This window comes from Rothia sp. HMSC068E02 (assembly GCF_001813565.1).
GTDB lineage: Bacteria > Actinomycetota > Actinomycetes > Actinomycetales > Micrococcaceae > Rothia.
Window position 1 is genome coordinate 796,919 of sequence record NZ_KV812882.1, and the last position, 21,289, is coordinate 818,207.

18 protein-coding genes are annotated in these 21,289 nt (G+C 60.5%); 17 read left to right on the forward strand and 1 reads right to left on the reverse strand.

What is annotated here, in order from left to right:
* Positions 1-77 precede the first annotated feature (77 nt).
* The 15 genes from carA (at position 78) to rpsT (ending at position 18,384) form a co-directional block, all read left to right on the forward strand.
* Positions 78-1,265: a glutamine-hydrolyzing carbamoyl-phosphate synthase small subunit gene (gene carA, locus HMPREF2919_RS04810; RefSeq protein WP_049327218.1), complete on the forward strand. Its 1,188-nt coding sequence runs from the start codon at positions 78-80 to the stop codon at positions 1,263-1,265.
* Positions 1,266-4,586: a carbamoyl-phosphate synthase large subunit gene (carB, locus tag HMPREF2919_RS04815; protein WP_070666530.1), complete on the forward strand. Its 3,321-nt coding sequence runs from the start codon at positions 1,266-1,268 to the stop codon at positions 4,584-4,586.
* Positions 4,586-5,482, forward strand: coding sequence for an orotidine-5'-phosphate decarboxylase (pyrF, locus tag HMPREF2919_RS04820; protein WP_070666533.1), 897 nt, complete (start codon positions 4,586-4,588; stop codon positions 5,480-5,482). Before carB ends, pyrF begins: the two co-directional genes overlap by 1 nt.
* Positions 5,483-5,891: 409 nt before the next feature.
* Positions 5,892-6,272, forward strand: a complete 381-nt coding sequence (gene mihF, locus HMPREF2919_RS04825; protein WP_070666537.1) for an integration host factor, actinobacterial type — start codon at positions 5,892-5,894, stop codon at positions 6,270-6,272.
* A gap of 41 nt (positions 6,273-6,313) precedes the next feature.
* Positions 6,314-6,871: a guanylate kinase gene (gmk, locus tag HMPREF2919_RS04830; protein ID WP_012903499.1), complete on the forward strand. Its 558-nt coding sequence runs from the start codon at positions 6,314-6,316 to the stop codon at positions 6,869-6,871.
* Positions 6,872-7,170: 299 nt separating this feature from the next.
* Complete coding sequence (gene rpoZ / locus HMPREF2919_RS04835) at positions 7,171-7,629, forward strand: DNA-directed RNA polymerase subunit omega (RefSeq protein WP_005505953.1); 459 nt, start codon at positions 7,171-7,173, stop codon at positions 7,627-7,629.
* A 37-nt stretch (positions 7,630-7,666) separates the two neighbouring features.
* The gene (locus HMPREF2919_RS04840) at positions 7,667-9,091 is read left to right on the forward strand and encodes a bifunctional phosphopantothenoylcysteine decarboxylase/phosphopantothenate synthase (RefSeq protein ID WP_070666540.1); all 1,425 of its coding nucleotides are present in this window, start codon (positions 7,667-7,669) and stop codon (positions 9,089-9,091) included.
* Positions 9,092-9,431: 340 nt separating this feature from the next.
* Positions 9,432-10,346 carry an RNase adapter RapZ gene (rapZ, locus tag HMPREF2919_RS04845; RefSeq protein ID WP_049356891.1) on the forward strand — a complete coding sequence of 305 codons (915 nt, stop codon included), beginning with the start codon at positions 9,432-9,434 and terminating at the stop codon, positions 10,344-10,346.
* A 107-nt stretch (positions 10,347-10,453) separates the two neighbouring features.
* Positions 10,454-11,506 (forward strand): gluconeogenesis factor YvcK family protein, encoded by a 1,053-nt coding sequence (gene yvcK, locus HMPREF2919_RS04850; RefSeq protein ID WP_012903503.1) that lies wholly within the window; start codon positions 10,454-10,456, stop codon positions 11,504-11,506.
* 83 nt (positions 11,507-11,589) lie between these two features.
* The gene (gene whiA / locus HMPREF2919_RS04855) at positions 11,590-12,555 is read left to right on the forward strand and encodes a DNA-binding protein WhiA (protein WP_005505961.1); all 966 of its coding nucleotides are present in this window, start codon (positions 11,590-11,592) and stop codon (positions 12,553-12,555) included.
* A gap of 244 nt (positions 12,556-12,799) precedes the next feature.
* Entirely contained in the window at positions 12,800-13,942 is a 1,143-nt protein-coding gene (locus tag HMPREF2919_RS04860) for a ComEA family DNA-binding protein (protein WP_070666542.1), read from the forward strand.
* Between the two features lie 65 nt (positions 13,943-14,007).
* Entirely contained in the window at positions 14,008-15,969 is a 1,962-nt protein-coding gene (locus HMPREF2919_RS04865) for a ComEC/Rec2 family competence protein (RefSeq protein WP_246824051.1), read from the forward strand.
* Positions 15,970-16,166: 197 nt separating this feature from the next.
* On the forward strand, positions 16,167-17,201 hold the full coding sequence (holA, locus tag HMPREF2919_RS04870) for a DNA polymerase III subunit delta (RefSeq protein WP_005505965.1): 1,035 nt from the start codon (positions 16,167-16,169) through the stop codon (positions 17,199-17,201).
* A gap of 15 nt (positions 17,202-17,216) precedes the next feature.
* Positions 17,217-17,864 carry a type II toxin-antitoxin system PemK/MazF family toxin gene (locus HMPREF2919_RS04875; RefSeq protein WP_070593335.1) on the forward strand — a complete coding sequence of 216 codons (648 nt, stop codon included), beginning with the start codon at positions 17,217-17,219 and terminating at the stop codon, positions 17,862-17,864.
* A gap of 256 nt (positions 17,865-18,120) precedes the next feature.
* On the forward strand, positions 18,121-18,384 hold the full coding sequence (gene rpsT / locus HMPREF2919_RS04880; protein ID WP_005505969.1) for a 30S ribosomal protein S20: 264 nt from the start codon (positions 18,121-18,123) through the stop codon (positions 18,382-18,384).
* Positions 18,385-18,667: 283 nt separating this feature from the next.
* Here the strand turns inward: rpsT and HMPREF2919_RS04885 are convergent, their stop codons facing one another.
* Positions 18,668-19,246 (reverse strand): hypothetical protein, encoded by a 579-nt coding sequence (locus HMPREF2919_RS04885; protein WP_070593334.1) that lies wholly within the window; start codon positions 19,244-19,246, stop codon positions 18,668-18,670.
* 293 nt (positions 19,247-19,539) lie between these two features.
* Here HMPREF2919_RS04885 and HMPREF2919_RS04890 point away from each other — a divergent pair, with 293 nt between their 5' ends.
* On the forward strand, positions 19,540-19,875 hold the full coding sequence (locus HMPREF2919_RS04890; protein WP_070593333.1) for a hypothetical protein: 336 nt from the start codon (positions 19,540-19,542) through the stop codon (positions 19,873-19,875).
* 369 nt (positions 19,876-20,244) lie between these two features.
* A complete protein-coding gene (locus HMPREF2919_RS04895) occupies positions 20,245-21,267 on the forward strand; it encodes a PAC2 family protein (RefSeq protein WP_070666548.1) in 1,023 nt (340 codons plus the stop codon).
* Positions 21,268-21,289: the final 22 nt, after the last annotated feature.

Below are 21,289 nucleotides of genomic sequence, written 5' to 3' on the forward strand. Positions count from 1 at the left end.
CATAGACTACCCCGGAACCTGCACGGTAGAGGCCGTACAGGAAGCGGGGGAGAACACCAGAGAAAAGGAAGAAGAGCATGACTGACATGACACGATCCGGCGCCCTGCGTACGGACCGCGCGCTGCTCGTCCTGGAGGACGGCACCGTCTACCGCGGCTACGGCTACGGCGCAACCGGCGCGTCCCTGGGCGAGGCGGTTTTCTCGACCGGTATGACCGGCTACCAGGAAACCCTGACCGACCCCTCCTACGCGGGTCAGATTGTGGTTCAGACCGCTCCCCATATCGGCAACACCGGCGTGAACACCACCGACGCTGAGTCCCGCAAGATTTGGGTTGCCGGCTACGTGGTTCGCGACGCAGCACGTGTGGCATCCAACTGGCGTTCTGAGCGCACCCTCGACGAAGAGCTCATCGAGCAGGGCATCGTCGGTATTCAGGGCATTGACACTCGCGCCCTGACCCGCCGCCTGCGTTCGAGCGGTTCGATGCGTGCGGGCGTGTTCTCCGGTGAGCACGCAGAACGCCCCGAAGCTGAACTGCTGGAGGAGGTGCGCGCCTCCGAGCCGATGGCTGGCCGTAAGCTCGCTGACTCCGTTTCGGTTGACACCGCCTACACCGTTGAGCCGCACCAGTTCAACTGGTTCGCACCCCCGGTCGCAACCATCGTCGCCCTGGACCTGGGCATTAAGTCGATGACCCCGCAGCGTTTCGCTGAGCGTGGCGTGCGCGTGCACGTGCTGCCCGCAAGCGCAACCCTCGAGGACATCTACTCCCACAACCCCGACGGCGTGTTCTTCTCCAACGGCCCCGGTGACCCGGCAACCGCTGACGAGCAGGTTGAGCTGCTGCAGGGCGTGCTGCGTAAGGGCACCCCGTTCTTCGGCATCTGCTTCGGTAACCAGCTGCTCGGCCGCGCCCTGGGCTTCGGCACCTACAAGCTGCCCTTCGGCCACCGCGGCATCAACCAGCCGGTCATGGACAAGACCACCGGCAAGGTTGAAATCACCGCGCAGAACCACGGCTTCGCTGTGGACGCGCCGATTGGCGACTACGTGACCGCACCGAACGCTGAGTTCGGTCAGGTCATGGTCTCCCACGTGGGTCTGAACGACAACGTGGTTGAGGGCCTGACCTGTAAGGACATCCCCGCGTTCTCCGTGCAGTACCACCCCGAGGCTGCCGCGGGCCCGCACGATTCCGCCTACCTCTTTGACCGTTTCATCGACCTGATGGTCGCAACCAAGACTGCAAAGGAAGCATAAATGCCTCGTCGTACTGACCTTAATAGCGTCCTCGTCATCGGTTCCGGCCCCATCGTCATCGGTCAGGCAGCGGAATTTGACTACTCCGGCACTCAGGCACTGCGCGTGCTGAAGGAGGAGGGCGTGCGCGTCATCCTCGTGAACTCGAACCCGGCAACCATCATGACCGACCCCGAGTTCGCGGACGCCACCTACATTGAACCCATCACCCCCGAGGTGATTGAGAAGATCATCGAGAAGGAAAAGCCGGACGCAATCCTGCCGACCCTGGGTGGTCAGACCGCGCTGAACGCGGCTATCTCCCTGGATGAGCGCGGCGTGCTCGCCAAGTACAATGTTGAGCTGATCGGCGCGAACATTGAGGCGATTAACCTCGGTGAGGACCGTGAAGCATTCAAGGGCGTGGTGGATCGCGCCGGCGGCGAGTCTGCACGCTCGGTGATTGTTCACTCCATGCCGGAGGCGCTGGAAGCCGCTAAGGAGCTGGGCTACCCGATGGTGGTCCGCCCCTCCTTCACCATGGGTGGTCTCGGCTCAGGTATGGCGTACAACGAGGAAGACCTCTACCGTATTGCTGGCGCCGGTATTCAGTACTCGCCGACCAGCGAGGTCCTGCTGGAGGAGTCCATCCTCGGCTGGAAGGAATACGAGCTGGAGATGATGCGTGACACCAACGACAACGTCGTGGTCGTCTGCTCCATCGAGAACTTCGACCCCGTGGGCGTGCACACCGGTGACTCCATCACCGTGGCACCCGCACTGACCCTGACCGACCGTGAGTTCCAGAAGCTGCGCGACATCGCGATTAACGTGATTCGTGAGGTTGGCGTGGACACCGGTGGTTGTAACATCCAGTTCGCGATTGACCCGAAGACCGGCCGCATCATCGTCATTGAGATGAACCCGCGCGTGTCTCGTTCCTCGGCGCTCGCGTCGAAGGCTACCGGCTTCCCGATTGCGAAGATTGCGACCAAGCTGTCCCTGGGTTACACCCTGGATGAGATTCCGAACGATATCACCCAGAAGACCCCGGCGTCCTTCGAGCCGACCCTCGACTACGTGGTCGTGAAGGTTCCGCGCTTCGCGTTTGAGAAGTTCCCGGCTGCTGACCCGACCCTGACCACCACCATGAAGAGTGTTGGTGAGGCTATGGCTCTGGGCCGTAACTTCACTGAGGCTCTGCAGAAGGCGATGCGTTCGCTGGAGCAGAAGGGTGCGTCCTTCTCGTTCAAGCCGCTGTCCCTGTCTGAGGCTGAGCTGGCTGAGCTGGTTGAGAAGACTAAGGTTGCGACCACTCAGCGTATCTACCAGGTTCAGCAGGCTCTGCTGGCTGGCGCTACCGTGGAGCAGCTGCACGAGGCGACCAAGATTGACCCGTGGTTCCTGGATCAGCTGGTGCTGCTGAATGAGGTTGCCGGTGTGGTTCACGCTAAGCGTGACAACCTTGACCCGGAGACCCTGAAGCTGGCTAAGCGTCACGGTTTCTCGGACGCTCAGATTGCTGAGATTATCGGCTCTTCTGAGGATGTTGTGCGCGGTGTTCGCCACGCTCTGGGTATCCGCCCGGTCTTCAAGACTGTTGACACCTGTGCAGCCGAGTTTGAGGCGTTCACTCCGTACCACTACTCCTCCTACGACCTGGAGGATGAGGTTGCGCACCACGAGAAGCCCTCGATTATGATTCTGGGTTCGGGCCCGAACCGTATCGGTCAGGGTATCGAGTTCGACTACTCCTGTGTGCACGCTTCGCTGGTGCTGCGTTCGCTCGGTTACGAGACTGTCATGGTCAACTGCAACCCTGAGACTGTTTCGACTGACTACGATATTTCGACTCGCCTGTACTTTGAGCCGCTGACCCTTGAGGATGTGCTTGAGATTGTTGAGTCGGAGCGTCGTACCGGCGGTCTGATGGGCGTGTTCGTGCAGCTGGGCGGTCAGACTCCGCTGAAACTGGCTCGTGCCCTGAAGGATGCGGGCGTGCCGATTCTGGGCACCACCCCCGAGGCTATTGACCTGGCTGAGGACCGCGGCGAGTTCTCCCGCGTGCTGGAGGAGGGCGGCCTGATTTCGCCCAAGAACGGTACCGCGTTCACTTTCGAGGGTGCTAAGCGCATCGCTGACGAGATTGGTTACCCGGTTCTGGTTCGTCCTTCGTACGTGCTGGGTGGCCGTGGCATGGAGATCGTCTACGATGAGGCGAACCTGGCACGCTACCTGGAGAACGCTACCGAGGTTTCGCCTTCGCAGCCCGCTCTGATTGATAAGTTCCTTGAGGACGCTATCGAGATTGACGTTGACGCCCTGTTCGACGGCGATGAGCTGTACCTGGGCGGCGTCATGGAGCACATTGAGGAAGCCGGTATTCACTCGGGTGACTCTTCCTGTACTCTGCCTCCGATTACTCTCGGCCCGGACATCATCGCGAAGGTGAAGGACGCTACCGAGAAGATTGCTCGCGGCACCGGTGTGCGCGGCCTGATTAACATTCAGTTCGCGTACGTGTCTGAGAACCTGTACGTGATTGAGGCGAACCCGCGTGCGTCTCGTACTGTTCCGTTCGTGTCGAAGGCTACCGGCGTGCAGATGGCTAAGGCTGCTGTGCTGATTGGTCTGGGTAAGAGCATTGCTGAGCTGAAGGCTGAGGGCTACCTGCCGTCGAACATGGATGGCGCATCCCTGCCTGAGGAGACTGCGATTGCTGTGAAGGCTGCGGTTCTGCCGTTCGCTCGTTTCCGCACCCCGGAGGGTGTTGTGGTGGATTCGCTGCTGAGCCCGGAGATGCGTTCGACCGGTGAGGTCATGGGTCTGGATAAGCACTATGACACCGCGTTCGCGAAGGCTCAGGCTGGTGCTGGTTCGCCGCTGCCCACCTCCGGTAAGGTGTTCATTTCGGTGGCTAACCACGATAAGCGTAACGTCATTATTTACGCGAAGATGCTGGAGTCGCTGGGCTTTGAGATCGTTTCGACCGGTGGTACCGCTGAGATTCTGCGCCGTAACGGCTTGAACTCGGTGATTGTGGCTTCGAAGTTCGCTGAGGCGAATGGCGACCACTCGATTGTGGACATGGTCCGCAACGGTGATATTGACCTGATTCTGAACACCCCTGCCGGTGGTGCTGCTCGTAGCGATGGTTACGAGATTCGTGCTGCTGCTGTTTCGGTGGGCTGCCCGGTCATGACTACCATTTCTGAGTTCGCTGCGGCTGTTCAGGCGATTAATGCTCTGCGTGAGCACAGCTGGGACATCATGAGCCTGCAGGAGCACGGCGTTCAGCTGGCTGCCGCTGTGGATGCTCGTTCCGAGGGTGGCGAGGCGTAATGTCCGCTGCTTTTGGTGATCGTCTGGCGAAGGCGATGGCGGAGCGCGGCCCGCTGTGTGTGGGTATTGACCCGCATCCGAACCTGCTGGAGCAGTGGGGTCTTGAGGATTCTGCTGCCGGCCTGGCTGCTTTTACTGAGGCGGTCTATGAGGGTTGCGCACCGTTTGCGGCGGCGTTGAAGCCTCAAGTGGCGCTGTTTGAGCGTCACGGTTCAGCTGGTCTTGCTGTGCTGGAGGCGCTGTTTGCCCGCGCTGCCGCTGATGGTGTGCTGATTGTTGCTGACGCTAAGCGCGGCGATATCGGTTCGACCATGAAGGCGTACGCGGATGCGTGGCTCGGCTCGTCTTCGCCGCTGGGTACCGATTCGGTGACTTTGAGCCCGTATCTGGGTTTTGAGTCGCTGCGTCCGGCGCTGGATTTGGCTGATGAGAATGACCGCGGCACTTTCGTGTTGGCGCTGACCTCGAACCCTGAGGGTAAGAGCGTTCAGCACGTGGGCGCGTCGGAGTCTGGTCATTCTGGCGAGTCTGAGGGTCATTCCGGCGAGTCTGGGGGCGCTGTGGCTAAGCGTATTATCGCTGCGGCTACCGCTGAGAATGCTTCCCGCGAGTGGGAGCAGATGGGCCCGTGCGGCCTGGTGGTTGGCGCGACCGTTGGTCAGGCGCTGGTTGATTTGGGTATTGACCTGGGCGTGTTCAACGGCCCGATTCTGTCGCCGGGTTATGGTGCGCAGGGCGCTTCGGCGGCTGACCTGTACCGCGTGTTTGCGGGTGTTGAGTCGCAGGTGCTGGTGAATTCCAGCCGTGGCGTGCTTGCTGCTGGCCCGTCGGTTGAGGGTTTGGCGCAGGCGGCGCAGGCGGCTCGTGATGACCTGTTGGCGGCTCGCGGCGCGTAGTTCGCGTGTTGTGTGAGAGGGGCGTGTGCTCCGGGTGGATTCTGTTGAGGGTCTGCTCGGGGTGCGCGCCCCTTTTGCATACCCCCTGTGTGTGCCTGTTTTATCGCATTTTTTCGGTACATCCGCATGCATAATTTTGCCGCCGCCCGCTCGCGCCGATGCGAGTTTGCTCACCTCTGTAGCGGGGGAGTGCGCCCGCTCTATGAGGTGCGTGCGTGGCTCCACTTTTGATAGGGCGAATACTCCGCTATGCTATAGGGGTACTCCCTAATATTTACGTGCTGACGTGCGTAGACGCATTGTTGGTGCGAGGGTGAGTGCCGCGGGTGGAACGAGGATTCTCGTGCTATCCGTGTTACATTAGTTGATAAGTAAAATTCTATAACTCGCAGAAATGGGGGACCCAACCATGCCGCTGACTCCGCTAACTGAGGATGCGCGCGCCTCCGCCCGCGAGAAGGCAGTACTTGCCCGAGCACACCGCCAGGAAATTAAGCGTGCACTGAGTGACCGTGAACTTTCTGTGCGTCAGGTGCTCGATATGGTCGATTCCGACCCTGCACTGGCTAAAATGCCGGTGGGGCAGATGCTGCGCGCACTTCCGGGCATTGGTGCCGTTCGAGCTGAACGCATCATTGAAGAACTTCATATTGCACCGACTCGCCGCCTTGGCGGCCTTGGTGTACACCAGCGTCGCAAGATGGTGGAGTACTTCAACCGTAATTCGCGGTATTTGAACCGTGCACGTCGCAGGACTAATACTCTGCCTCCTGAATCTTCTCAGCCCTAATACCTCGTGCCTTCAGCCGATGAAGGCGCAGTAAGGAAGCTATGTCTCAGCCGACTCTCACCGTACTGGCTGGCCCCACTGCTGTTGGCAAGGGTACGGTGTGCCAGTACATTCGTGAGAACTACCCGAACGTGTGGTTCTCTGTTTCCGCTACTACTCGTGATCCTCGCCCCGGTGAGGTTGACGGTACTCACTACTATTTCGTTTCGATGGAAGAGTTTGACCAGATGATTGCTGACGGTCAGATGCTTGAGTACGCTGTGGTACACGGTAAGAACAAGTACGGTACTCCGCGCGCTAAGGTCCAGGAGGCTCTGGATGCTGGCCGCCCGGTGATTCTTGAGATTGACCTGCAGGGTGCTCGCCAGATTCGCGAGACCATGCCTGATGCTCGCCTGATTTTCTTGGCTCCTCCGAGCTGGGATGAGCTGGTGTCGCGTCTGGTGGGTCGAGGTACCGAGAGTGAGCAGGAGCAAGCTCGTCGCCTTGAAACCGCGAAGGTTGAGTTGGCTGCTGAGAAGGAGTTTGACGTCACGGTCGTCAACGACACTGTTGAGCGTGCAGCGAAGGAGATCGCTGAGCTGATTGGCGCCGCCTAATCTGCATGCTTTGCGTTCGCGGTGGGGCTAGAGTTTCTTCCGACCTGTGGTTCTGCCGTGAGGCGTTGTGAAGGGTGGGGGTTCCGAAGAGTTTTCTTCGGAGCCCCCACCTTTTGTTTGCCCTGTGTCTGCTGGTTCGGGGTTTTTATCTGGGCTGGTACGTGCGTTTTAGCCGTTGAGAGGGTAGAATAGTTCTTTAGTTTTGACCGTGCCCTCAGTCTGCCCGGTTTGCGCCATAGCGCGAACGGTGTGCGGGGGTGTTCGGTACGTACATTCCATCAAGCTATTTGGAGTTTTTAGTGGCAAACGAAATCAAGGAACACGAGGACTACAACTTCGTTGACGGTGTCGCTCCCGAGGGCATCGTGAGCCCCAGCGCTGACGCGCTGATTGAGAAGGCTGAGTCCAAGTACGGCCTGGTGATTTTCGGTGCCCGCCGTGCACGCCAGATTAACGCGTACTACGCTAACCTGCAGGACAATACTGCTGCGCACGTTGGCCCGCTGGTTGACGCTGAGTCGAACGAGAAGTCCCTGTCGGTGGCAATGCGTGAAATCATTGCTGACCGTGTTGTGGCGGAGCACCGCCCGGACGCAAAGTTCGACGAGGACGGCTACCCGATTCCCGAGGACCTGTCCGCTGTGATTGATTTCAGCGCGGCTGAGTTCCCCGGCGCTATCGAGGAGGAGTACATCCCCGCAGGTAGCGAAGAGGTTATCGCTATCGAAGAGGTTATCCTCGACGAGTCCGCTGAGTAATCTGCATTCTTTCAGGTTAAGGATTCTTTAACGTACCATGCGCATTATCGTTGGTATTGGAGGGGGCATTGCTGCGTATAAGGCGGCGATGCTCCTTCGTCTTTTTGCGAAGAATGGCGACGAGGTGATCGCCATGCCCACCCCGAACGCGACGAAGTTTGTGGGTGTTCCCACGCTGGAGGCGCTGAGCGGCAACCCCGTCTCAACGGACGTGTTTGACCGCGTGCCGGAGGTGAACCATGTGCGTCAGGCTGAGAAGGCTGACGCTGTGGTGATTGCCCCGGCGACCGCCGACCTGCTGGCTCGTTTGGCGGCTGGTCGTGCCGATGATTTGCTGTCCTCTACCGTGTTGACCACGCACGCCCCGGTGATTTTGGCGCCCGCGATGCACACTCAGATGTGGGAGCATCCGGCGACTCAGGCGAATGTGCAGACTCTGCGTTCGTGGGGTTATCACGTGATTGAGCCTGCGATTGGGCGTTTGACCGGCCCGGATTCTGGTCCGGGCCGCATGCCTGAGCCGGAGGACATTTTCGCGGTCGCGCTGGATGTGATTGCCCGCTTCCCGAAGGGTCAGGTGCACCCGGTGTACACGCCCGGTTACGCGCCGACTGAGCCCCTGTACACGGGTACGGAGCAGGAGCGTATGGCGGCGGCGCGTGCGGCGACGCTGACTTCGGCGCTGCTGGGGCAGGTTGATGCAGGCCAGGGTGAACCCAGCCAGGCAACTGGCGCATCCGAATCGCTGCGTGGTCCTCTGGCCGGCCGCCTCGTGGTCATTACCGCTGGCGGCACCCGTGAGGCACTGGACCCGGTACGCTTCCTCGGCAACCGTTCGACCGGCAAGCAGGGCGTGGCGCTCGCGGAGGCGGCACGCGATCTGGGCGCGACCGTGCACCTGATCGGTGCGAACCTTGAGGTTCCCGCGCCGGAGGGTGTGCAGGTGACCCGCGTGGTGAGCGCCCTGGAGCTGCGTGAGGCGACCCTTGAGGCGAGCGCGGCGGCGGATGTGCTGATCATGTCTGCGGCGGTGGCTGATTTTAGGCCCGCCGAGTTTGCCGAGTTCAAGATTAAGAAGAGCGCAGATTCTGAGGATGCGCCGGTGATTCAGCTGGTGCGCAACCCGGATATTCTGCGTGAGGTCGTGGTGCGCCGCCAGCAGGCTCGTGAGACGGGGGAGAGCACCCTCGGTCCGAAGCTCATTGTTGGTTTTGCGGCGGAGACCGGTTCGGCGGAGAAGACTCCGTTGGAGCTGGGTCGTGAGAAGCTGCAGCGTAAGGGCACGGACTTCTTGGCGGTCAATACGGTGGGTGTGAATCGTGGTTTCGGCACGGACGATAACACGATTACGCTGCTGTCGACTCTGAATGATGAGGCGCCGGTGTTCTCCGGTTCGAAGAAGGAGCTGTCTGTGCGTCTGTTGGAGCATGTGGCGGCTTTCCTGCCTGAACTTTCTGCCTGAGTTTTCTACATAAGGCAACCTGGCGTATCCGCGTAAAGTATTCGGAGCGTTTATAGTGTGGAGCCCGTGCGGTACTTCCTGTGGGAGGTATCGTGCGGGCTTTGCTGTACCCTCCGTAGCTCTGCCGCCTGCCTCTTTCTGTAGACCCCTCGGGGAGCATTATGTGCAAGCACTTGTGATGCGGGTTTCTTTCTTCTGGGGTTCCTTCTGGGGTTCCGCCGGGGGAGCATCTCATATTTCTGTCATAGTGGTGAAATTTCTGACCGTACCCCTGAACCGTCAGATAAAGGTCTAGTATCATGGCATAGAGAGTATTTCGCGTTGAAGGGGAAGAAGCACCATGCCCGAGAATCAGAGCAAGCCCGCCACGGTACAGCCCGCCCAGAGTGAGGAGCGTCCTCAGATTCTGGTGATCACCGGTATTTCCGGTGCAGGCCGCAGCACCGTCGCAAACGTACTGGAGGATGAGGGCTGGTACGTTATCGATAACATCCCGCCGCAGATGCTCGGTTCCCTGGCTGATTTGGTGACCCGCGACGGTGCGCGAGTGCCGAAGGTGGCGCTCGGTATTGACGTCCGCGCCCGCGCCCTGTTCTCTGATTTGCCCGCTGCAATTGAGACTTTGCGCAAGTCCGATATTGACTTCTCCATGCTCTTCCTTGACGCCAAGGACGAGACCATTATTGCCCGCTACGAGGCTCAGCGCCGCCCGCACCCGCTGCAGGGTGAGGGCCGCGTCCTCGACGGTATCCGCGCTGAACGCACTCTCTTCGAAGGTCTGCGCCTCGCTTCTGACCGCACCATTGACACCACCGGCATGAACGTGCACGAGCTGGCTCGTACCGTGCGTGAAATGTTCGCTGAGGGTGCGGATAAGAAGCTGAACCTGACCGTGATGAGCTTCGGCTTCAAGTACGGTGCGCCTTCGGACGCTAACTACATGGCTGATATGCGTTTCATCCCGAACCCGCATTGGGTTCCGGAGTTGCGCCCCCTGACCGGTCAGGACACCCCGGTGCGCGACTACGTGCTGGAGCACGCCGGCACCGAGGAGTTCATCAGCAACTACCTTGCGGCTCTTCGCCCCGTGCTTGAAGGTTACCGCCGTGAGGGCAAGTACTACGCCACCATCGCAATTGGCTGCACCGGTGGTAAGCACCGTTCCGTGGCTGTGACGGAAGAACTGGCTCGTCGTCTCTCTGCTTTCGGTGAGCTGAACGTGAATGTTCAGCACCGCGACAAGGGCCGCGAGTAAGTTCCACCCGGCGCGTCCCAACCACCGCGTCGTGTTTCATTAGCCGCCGTCCGGCCCCGCACCCGTGGGCCGGCATACCATTCCTTCCGGGTATGTGAGGTATTACTATGTCCACCCATTCGACCAGTTATGACACTCAGGGCATTCCGCGCCTGCCGGCTCTGCCGACTCAGGCGTTGCGCCTGTTGAAGACCACGCACCGTTCGCCGAAGGTCACGGCGATGGGCGGCGGTCACGGGCTGTACGGTTCCCTGTCTGCGTTGCGCCACGTCACGCCTGATTTGACGGCTGTTGTGACGGTTGCTGACGATGGCGGTTCGTCGGGTCGTTTGCGTGAGGAGATGGGTATTCTCCCTCCGGGGGACTTGCGTATGGCGCTTTCTGCGCTGTGTGATGACACCGATTGGGGTCGCACGTGGCGTGATGTGATGCAGCATCGTTTTAGCGCGCCCGAGGGGTACGAGGGCGAGTTCCCGCTGGATTATCACGCGCTCGGTAACCTGCTGATTGCTACTCTCTGGCAGCTGCTGGATGACCCGGTTGCGGGTCTGGACTGGGCGGGTGCGCTGCTGAATGCGCGCGGCCGCGTGCTGCCGATGGCGTTGGATCCGATGGTCATTTACGGCACCGTGCTGCGTGAGCATAACGGCGGCGGTATTGAGCGCGTGAAGGTGGTCGGCCAGGTGAACCTCTCTAAGGAGGAGCGCGTTCACGATATCGGTTTGACCCCTGAGAATGCTCGCCCCTGCCCGGAGGCGCTCTCCGCTATTGAAGAATCGGACTGGATTGTTTTGGGTCCGGGTTCTTGGCGTACGTCGGTTCTGCCGCATCTGCTGTTGGACGCTCAGCGTGAGGCGATTATCCGCACGGAGGCGCGCCGCTGCGTGGTCATGAACCTTTCCGACGATAAGGAGACGGTCGGCTTCACCCCGGCAACGCACTTGGATTTGTTGCGCCAGTATGCCCCGAAGCTTCACCTTGACGCGGTGATTGCTGACGCTGACATGCAGGCTGATCACCGTTCCGAGCTGGAGCGTGAGGCTTCTGCGATGGGTGCGAAGGTTGTGTGGGCGCATCTGCGTTCGAGCTCCCAGCCGAATGTGCACGACCCGCTGAAGCTTGCGGCTGCGTATAACGAAGCGTTTGAGCTGAGCTCCTAGAATCACCGTTGCGGCTGCTATTTTGGTGTGCCCATTTCCCGAAGTTATAGACTCTTAGACACTACGCCCAGAAGGACCTGTTCATGGCATTAACCACGCTCGTCAAGGACGAACTCGCCAACTACGAGGCAACGAAAGTCTCTGCTCGTAAGGCAGAAATCTCTACGATTCTGCGTTTTACCGGAGGCCTGCACATTGTCTCGGGGCGAATCGTGGTGGAGTCTGAGGTCGACCACGAAGCAACCGCCCACCGCATGCGCCGCACCATCGCGGAGATTTACGGCCACGACTCTGAGCTGACCAGCGTCAGCGGTGGTGGCCTGCGTCGAGGCGGCCGCTACATTGTGCGTGTGGATCACGGCGGTGAGGCGCTGGCTCGCCAGACCGGTCTGCTGGATTTGCGTGGCCGCCCGGTGCGTGGTCTGCCGCCGGCTGTGGTGAACGGCTCCCTGCAGGACGCCGAGGCGGTCATGCGCGGTGCGTTCTTGGCGCACGGTTCGCTGACTGAGCCGGGTCGCTCCTCCTCCCTGGAAATTACCTGCCCCGGTCCGGAGGCGGCGCTCGCGCTGGTGGGTGCGGCTCGTCGCCTGGACATTATTGCGAAGGCACGCGAGGTGCGCGGCACGGACCGTGTGGTGGTGCGTGACGGCGAGACGATTTCGCAGCTGTTGGAGCGTATGGGCGCGACCGGCACCCTGACCACGTGGCGTGAGGCGCGTACCCGCAAGGAGGTTCGTGCGACCGCGAACCGTCTGGCGAATTTTGATGATGCGAACCTGCGCCGTAGCGCTCAGGCGGCTGTTGCGGCGAGCGCTCGCGTGGAGCGTGCCCTGCAGATTCTGGGTCATGAGGCGCCGGATCATCTGCGCTATGCCGGTGAGCTACGTGTGTTGCATAAGCATGCGTCGTTGGATGAGCTGGGTCGTCTGGCTGATCCGCCGATGACGAAGGACGCGATTGCGGGCCGTATTCGTCGCCTGCTGGTGATGGCTGATAAGCGTGCTTCGGAGCTGGGCGTTCCGGGTACTGAGTTGCCGCGTGAGGACTAAGCGAGGGCTAGATTCTGGTCTGTGCGGCGCGGTCTGCGCGTGTGGCGGTGCTTGTGTCTGGGCATGTGGCTGAGGTGTTTGTGACGGTTTTATGACAAACCGAAACCCGCCGTTTTTGAACAAAAACCGCATATTTTTCAAAAATGAGCCTGTGGATAGCTTCTTTCTCGTTGTTCGAGGGGAGTTATCCACAGGTTCTTTGTTCGCGCTCGTGCGTTCGCGCGCGTGAGCCTAGGGTAGGGGTATGACGAGCATGACCCCCAACCCCGACCAGAACGCTGTACAGAGCCCTGCGCAGGACAGCGCAGCCCAGCCTGGCAACACAACCCAGCAGGGCGGCGCGCAGCGTAGCGCCCGCTCCCTGATGAACAGCCTCTACCGCAGCCCCCGCGCCCGCAAGAACGGTGCGCCGGATGCCGAGGACACCGTGCCGCTGGCTATTGCCGCTGAGGTAACGCCCGCGGAGGCGCCTGCCGAAGAAACACCTGCCGAGCCCGCGGCATCCCAGCCGGAGTCGAATGGTTGGGCTGACTGGGATCAGCAACCCGATTGGAACGAGGTGGACGACTGGGCGGAGTGGGAGCAGGCTGATCAGCCCGGCACCACCCGCAGTGCCCGTTGGGGCTTGTCGCCGCGCGTGCTGCTTCTGGTGGCGGTGTTGGCGTTGGGTGCCGTGGTGTGGGGTGTGACCCAGTTTTCGGCGGCGCCGCGTGCCGAGCAGGTCGCCTCCCCGAGTGCTTCCGCCGAGTCGGTGCAGGCGGTGGGTGCCCAGCAGAGCCCCGGTGCTCAGCCTGGCACCCAGTCTACTGCCCAGCCGGGCGCTAACCCGAGTGAATCTGCGCAGAGTGGCGCCTCCGGTGAGGCTACCGTGCGGGTGCACGTGGCGGGTGCCGTGAACAACCCCGGCGTGTACACGCTGCCCGCGCAGGGTCGTGCCGTGGATGCGATTGCCGCCGCCTCCGGTGCGGCCGCGGATGCTGACCTGGACCGCGTGAATCTTGCCGGTGCGCTCAGTGATGGGGTGCAGATTTATGTGCCGCATCGTGGCGAGACGGCTGCTCCGGCGCAGATTCAGCCTAACGGTGGTACGGCGAATGCGGGTCAGGGTAACGCGGCGAATGGTGCATCGCAGGGTGGCACTCAGCCTCAGCCTGCACGCACGCTAACTCCTGCAGGCAGTGCGCAGAAGGGTTCAACCCCGGTGAACATTAACACCGCCACCGCTGAGGAGCTGCAGACCCTGCCGCGTATTGGTCCGGCGATGGCTCAGCGCATTATTGCCTGGCGTGAGGCGCACGGCGGTTTCCGTAGCGTGGATGAGCTGGATGCGGTGCCCGGCATTGGTCCGTCGATGCTGGAGAATCTGCGCCCGCTGGTGACGGTCTAATGCCCCGGCAGAACCGCAGGCCGAATCGCTTGCAGGCAGGGGAGCGGGAACTCTTTCCCGGTTCCTTGCGCCTCACCCGGCGCCTCACCGGGTCGGCGGCTACGGCGTATGACCGTGCCCGCTACCGCTGGAGCATCGGCGCTGAACGGTGGCGTACCCGCCGCGATGAGCAGGAGCTGCGCGCCCAGGGAAGCCTCATTCACCTGGACTTTCGCCTGAGTTTTACGGTGCTGGCACTGTGGGCTTTTACCGCGGCGGCGCTGACCGTGGGCACGTGGCGGGTGGTGCATCCGCTGGCGTGCGTACTTATTGCCCTGCTGGGGTGCCTGGCGATTCTGCTGTTCTTTCCGCCGCGTGCGGTGATGCCCTACATCCTGCTCTTTCGCACGACCGGTCAGCTGGTTTTTCTGGCGTGTATTGTTACGGTTCAGGCGGTGCTTTTGTGTGCTACGGGGGTAGATGCATCCCGCGCCACGCTACAGCAGGCTCAGGGTGCTTCGCTTCGTTTGAATGGCACGGTGGAGCAGGTTCGCCGCGTGGATCCGCGCACTACTCTGGTGGTTATTAAACTGGAGGAAATTCAGGGGCGGAGCGTGCGTGCGCTGGTGAATGAGCGGGTGCGCGTGTACCGGCGTGACGGTTCGGCAAAGAGCACTGCGCAGCGTCTAGAGGCACGTTCGGCGGCGAGTTCGGCGACTCAACAACAGGGGAGCGGCACCGTGCGCTCGCAGGCGATTTATCCAGGCATGAAGGTGACCGCCCTCGGTACGGTGGAATTCAACGGCTCCACGGCGAAGCTGAGCGGCGCGACTATTTTTCCTGCGCCCGCCTACGGTGCCGGATCGAACGCTGTCACCCGGACGGCGGCGGAGCCGTACCTGTCCACGGTCAAGGAGCAGCTGCGCACCCGCGCCTTGGACACTCTCGGCACGGAGTCGGCGGCGCTGGTTTTGGGTACCGCCTACGGGGACGATTCGCTGATGAGTTCCACCGCGCGGGAGGAGTATAAGCTCAGCGGGCTCAGCCATATTACGGCGGTGTCCGGGGCGAATATTGCCATTGTGTTTTTGGGTGCGTACCGGCTGGTGTTGGCTATTCGTCCGTACCGCCTCGCCAGCGCATACCTGCTGTTCCGTTCCTGGATGCAGTGGTTGCGGGGGAGAGGCGCGGCTCGTTCTCGCCGCCCCGCCCACTCTCAACAATCGGCCTACCCTCAACAACCTACCCCGCCAAATGCCCACGCCCTGCCGCCGCTCGTGTACCGGCTGAGCACCTTCGCCATTCCGCACCGCGTCATGGTGCTGTGCGGGGTTGCGGCGGTGCTCGCCTACGCCATGCTGCTGGACTCTGAGGGTTCCGTGATTCGTTCCCTCGCCATGGGCCTGCTCGGTGCTTACGCGATGCTGCGCGGTTCGGGTCGCCAGTCTTTGGCGGCGCTGCAAACAACGGTGCTGATGTGTCTGCTTGCCGCCCCGCACCTCGCCGTGGATATGGGGTTCGCCCTGTCGGTGACGGCAACCTCCGCGCTGATCCTGCTGGGCCCGCCGCTGATTCGCCTGCTCATGCGCATCATGCCGGTGTTCTGCGCGGAAATGCTCGCCGCGCCCATCGTGGCATCCCTGTGGTGCACCCCGCTGATTTTGGCGATGAGCGGTAAAGTGCCGCTCTACTCGGTTCCGGCGAATCTGGTTGCCGCTCCTTTGGCGCCGCTGAGTATGCTCGCCGGGCTGGTTGCGCTCGGATTCATGCTCCTGGGTTTGCCCACTGCGGCGGATCTGTGTCTTCGCGCCGGTGGTCTTGCCGCGCAGGGCATCGAGTGGGCGGCACACACTGCCGCGCATGCGCCGGGTAACCCGTGGGAGCCCGGTTCGAGCGTCCCGGCGGTGGTGTGGAGCGCCCTCTGCGTGCTGGCGTTGAGCATTGCCCTCTGGTGGGTGGATGCGCGCCGCTACCGTGCGGTCACGCACCGGCAGTATTTGCGGGTAGTACCGCACACCGCGCGCTCCCATCAGCCCGCCCGTTCCTAACCGACTAACTGCGGGCATCTAACCGCAAACATCTACCTCTGACCGACTGACCCTGACAGACTACCCCTAACCACCGCTAGGAGGCATCTGAGAAGAAAACGCTATGATGGATACTCGAGACTCTACCCGCGCAGCACCCCCGTGCGTAGCGGGGCCGAGTTCAGCCCGTACCCTGCAGATAAAGGCGAGTGATAAGCGTGTCCGAGCGTAAGCGTTCAACCCAGCGTGGTGGTTCCCGAGGCTACGCCCGCCGAGGCGGCCCCGCCCTCGACACCGCGTGGCGTACCGTCACCCCGGCACCCGCCGTCATGCTCTACGGCCCGGAGGAGTACTTCGCCTCCCGCGCTGCGGCGCGCCTGCGTGAGTTGTTCCGCAGCATCCACCCGGAGGTGGACCGCGTTCAGATTAACGCCGCCACCTACACGGCGGGGGAGCTGATTCTGCACGCTTCGCCCTCCCTGTTCGGTTCGGCGAAGATCATTGAGGTTGAGAACGTCGCCTCCATGAGCGACGAGTTTTTGACCGATACGCTCGCCTACCTGAACGCCCCCGAGCCGGACATCATGCTCATTCTGAACCACTCGGGCGGTAACCGCGGCAAGAAGCTCATCGACCTGGTCCGCTCCCAGTTCGTGCTCATTAACTGCAAGGCGCTCAAGACCGACCGTGAGAAGAGCGAGTTCTTGGCGGGGGAGTTTGCCGCCGCTCAGCGCCCGATTACCGGCGGCGCTCTGGCGTTGCTGACGGCCGCCGCCTCCGACACTGCTGAGCTTGCCGCCGCATGCCAGCAGCTGCTCTCAGACGTACCCGGCGACATCACCGAAGAGGCTGTGAACCGCTACTACGGCGGCCGCACCGAGGTCACCGCGTTCCGCGTCAGTGACGCCGCGATTTCCGGTAACGCCCCGGAGGCTCTGCGTCTGCTCCGCCACTCTCTCGCCACCGGCACGGAGCCGATTCCGATGCTGGGCGCGCTCGCCATGCGTATCCGTAATATTGCGCGCGTGCACCACGTGCGTATGAGCGCTAACGAGCTGGCGCGTGAGGTGGGTATGTCACCGTGGCAGGTTGAGCAGGCTCAGCGTGACGGCCGCCGTTTTACCGGCGCCCAGTTGGCGCATATTGTGCAGCTTCTGGCTGATGCGGACGCGCAGCTGAAGGGTGAGTCGCAGGACGCGGTGTATGCGGTGGAGCAGGCTGTTTTGGCGATTGCTCTACCTCCGCGCCTGTAGTGCATAATAGAGCCCATGCTCGAAATTCTGAAGAAAATTTTCTTTGCCCTGCTGCCCTTCCTGCAGAAGGCGGCAGAGGATGCCCTCAACGACGCTACTGCGTCTAAGGGCGGCTCCGAGTCCTCCCAGAAGAGCGAGTCCCACAAGGGCGAATCTCGTCAGGGTGAGGCTCGTGCCTCCGGCTCTTCGGCGCCTAAGCCGAGCGCTCCGAAGTCTTCCTCGGCACCTAAGCCTTCCGCACCGGCTTCGACCGGCGCATCCGACGGTTCGGATTACCCGGGCGATTACCGCGACATGATTAACTTTGAGTACTCGCCTTCCCTGGACGGCGACGCTGACCCGGGTGAAATCGTGTGGACGTGGGTTCCCTTCGAGGAGGACCACTCGCAGGGTAAGGACCGCCCGGTGATCCTGGTGGGTCGTGACGGTGAGTACCTGCTGGCGCTGATGATGACCAGCAAGGACCACAATAACCGTGAGCACGCTGATTCGAACTACCTTGATATTGGTTCGGGTCCGTGGGATCCGCAGGGCCGCGCTTCTGAGGTGAAACTGAACCGTGTGATTCGTGTTCGCCCGGATTCGATGCGCCGTGAGGGTGCGATTATGCCGGAGGATACGTTCCGCCTGATTGAGCGTGCGTGGACTCGCCGTAACGGCTAGCACCCTGTGCTTTACGCCGGGAACCTGTTTGGGCGACCGGCGTTAGATGTGGAAGCTGCGTGTAGCGGTTTTCACAGTATTTTTCTCTCCGCGAGGGTCTGTCGTGGAGGCTGTTCATCTGGTATTATGTGTGGTTGAGTGTCCGATGGTCATCGGGCACTGCTGGCCGGTTGCCATAGGCATCCCCACGCCGCTCAGTCGATGATCGGCCAGCGTCGCCCTCACCGACCAATAAGACAAAACAGAAAGTTTAATTGTGGCTAACATTAAGTCTCAGAAGAAGCGTATCCTCACCAACGAGAAGGCTCGCCTGCGCAACAACATTGTAAAGTCCGAGCTGAAGACCGCGACCCGCAAGGTCAAGGCTGCTGTTGAGGCACAGAACCAGGAAGCTGCTGTTGAGGCTCTGCGTTTTGTGAACCGTAAGCTGGACAAGGCTGTTTCCAAGGGTGTTCTGCACAAGAAGACCGCTGCAAACAAGAAGTCCGGTCTTGCTGCGCTGGTAAACAAGGCTTTCTAAAACTTGCGGGGTACCTAAGTACCTCTCTGGTTTAAGGGCAGAGACCCCCTGTGTTCCCCCTCCTCTAAGGGGAACGCAGGGGGTTTCTTTATGCCCGAATCGTTTATTGTGGGTGTTTACCCGTTATAAAGTTGTGAGTAAATCGCAATCAATCTATGTACCTGATGACGCTCTCCGAACTATAACCTAGTTATCGCGAGGCATAACTAAAGTTAGAGGATCCTTCGGAAAGACCCTTACCAGTTCCTGGTTATAAATAGATTGATGATGAACTCAACCTATTTTACCTATTTAGTAGGAGGTCGAGATTATATTCAATTGGGACGCAGAGGATATTATCCCGCCCGTCGATTCGGAGACGCAGGTTTAAGTCTGACCCATGATGATATAGTTCAAATCGGACCATCTCGCCAGAGCCAAACTCTTTCTCAATAGTCTCTTTGAGGTTTTCTTGATTCCCAAACTCGCTTAAGTTAACCACCTCAAGAACCTTAATAGGGCCCATAGTGACATTACGTAGCCTAAAGGTTTCCTTCCCTAATACATGAGTCAGTTCAAACTCAGGCCGCCATAGGTTGGAAGCAATATCTGACATCTGCTCAAGCAATTCCTCAGCCTGATTGACTTGTTCTTCCGCAGCCTTTGCGGAGCGTTCAGCCTGCTTGACCTTTTCTTGTGCAACTTCTGCAGAACGCTGAGCCGCATCACGCATATCTAGAGCTGCTTTATGCGCTTCATCTGCCTTTGCCTTGGCCTCCTTAGAGCCAAGGGCTTGACGCCACGTAATATAGGCAAAAATCGCCGAAACGATAGCTCCAAGGGCCGACAGACCAGCAAAAAAAATTTGAAAAAATTGATCCATACTAACCATTCTAAGTAAATGCGGTCCGATACAAATAGCAAGCCGATATCTATACACATCTGCTTGTAGGTGATGTATTCGTAGCTGACGACTCGTTACTGAATTTTTTAGCAGGATTATGGGGAGGCGCCCGCGCCCGGTGACGAAACTGCTTGCGGGTCGCGGAAGAGGCCGTATAGTGGGAACTATCAGCGGTACCGCACACCGCCCGCACCTATCTTTAGCGCCCCACGCGGCGTTGCACATGGCGCCGGTGTGGGTACACATTTTTGCATATTATCAGGAGGTTCCCCATGAGTAGCGAGATTGCAGAAGAAGCTTACGATTATCGTGAAGACCCTGAGTATTGGCGTGCCCCGTTCGATTTTACGAAGCCCATATCTGATGCAAATACTCCGGAGGGGTGGATGCGTGCTGAGTTGAAAGGGCGTTTTTTCAACGCTCCGGTGGCACGCCCCGGTGCCGAATATGAGTGGGGTTTAGCAGAGATTAAGCGTAGGAACGAAGCTAAGGAATTCCCCTTCAAATATAGCGAAGTAACCAGGTTGTATCGTGAGAAGGTAGCTAATGGTGAGTTGCCGGATGTTTATGCCGGTACTCCATACGATTTGGCGCTTCTGCCTTTCTAAAACTTGCGGGGTACGTGAGTACCTCTCTGGTTTAAGGGCAGAGACCCCCTGTGTTCCCCCTCCTCTAAGGGGAACGCAGGGGGTTTCTTTATGCCCAGATTCTCACCCAGATTCTTGGCACGGATTCCCTGCCCAGATTCGGGGAGGTGCCCGCCCGGTGACGAAACCGCTTGCGGGTTGCGGAAGAGCCCGTATAGTGGGAACTATCGGCGGTACCGCACACCGCCCGCGCCCTAGCAATAGTGCCGTATAGACGGTACCGGGGGAGTGAGCATCGCCGATACACACCACACAACCACCGATGGTTCACCGGCAACTTTCCATACACCCCCATGTACCCGGTGAACCGACCACGAGCTAAGGACAACGATGAGCCAGCCGAACTTCCCGCCCGCCCGACTCTTTGACGCTTTCGCCAAGCCCGCCTCCACAGAACAGCCCGCGAAGAAGGGCCTGCTTGGCAAGCTGGGCCTGGGCGAGTCCTCCGAGGAGGACAACTACACGACCGTCATGCTGGTCGGTTTCAACTCCGCGAAGGAACCCCCGGGCAACGGCGAGGACGCCCTCGACGTGATTCACCGCGCATTCGACCCGTGCGATGAGAGCCCCGGCTTCGACATGGACGACTTCTACGACTATGCTTCCGTCGCCCCGCAGCTGCAGAACAGCGACGACTCCGAATCCACGGTTCTGGTGTGGCCCAAGATGTTCTACAACATGGTCACCATCCCGGAGCGTCGCCTGCGCCTGCTCGTGGTGACCGGCCCCGCTCCCAGCCTGTGCCTGCGGCGGTTCATGACCCGCTTCTTCAAGTACGTGAAGAAGCTCCACGTGGACCACGCGATCTTCGTTGAGACCTTTGAGGATCAGGTGGCGCACACCCGCCCGTACCCGTACACGCTGACCACTCACGACGAGAAGCTGGCGGCTATCCCCGGTATTCTGCACGAGTACTTCACCGGTTCTACCTCGGTGACGATGGCAATGTCTGCGCTCGCCGCCGAGCACGGCCTGTCCTCCTCGGTCATGCTGCGTATGAGCATCCCGGGGTATCTGAGCTTTGACCAGCAGAACCCGCGCGCGGTCGTGAGCCTGATCGAGGCGCTGGAGGTCATCCTCGGCATTAAGGTTGAGTCGGAGGAGTACGACCGCCTGCGTACCCACGCTGATGAGTGGGAGGCGGAGCTCGCCGAAGAAATGGCGAAGGACTACGAGAAGGTCGAGCTGGTGCGTGAGATTGAGCAGAAGATGGATTCGACTCTGCGCACTGTCTCCGGCGAAGTGATTGCCGAGGATATTGAGGGCTACCTGGATTCCCTCAGCGGCGCCTCCGAGGGCGTAAATCCTGCCGATGATGGTGCGGATTCCGCGGAGGATTCTTCGGAACGTTAGGTCCGTTCGCACATATGGCGCG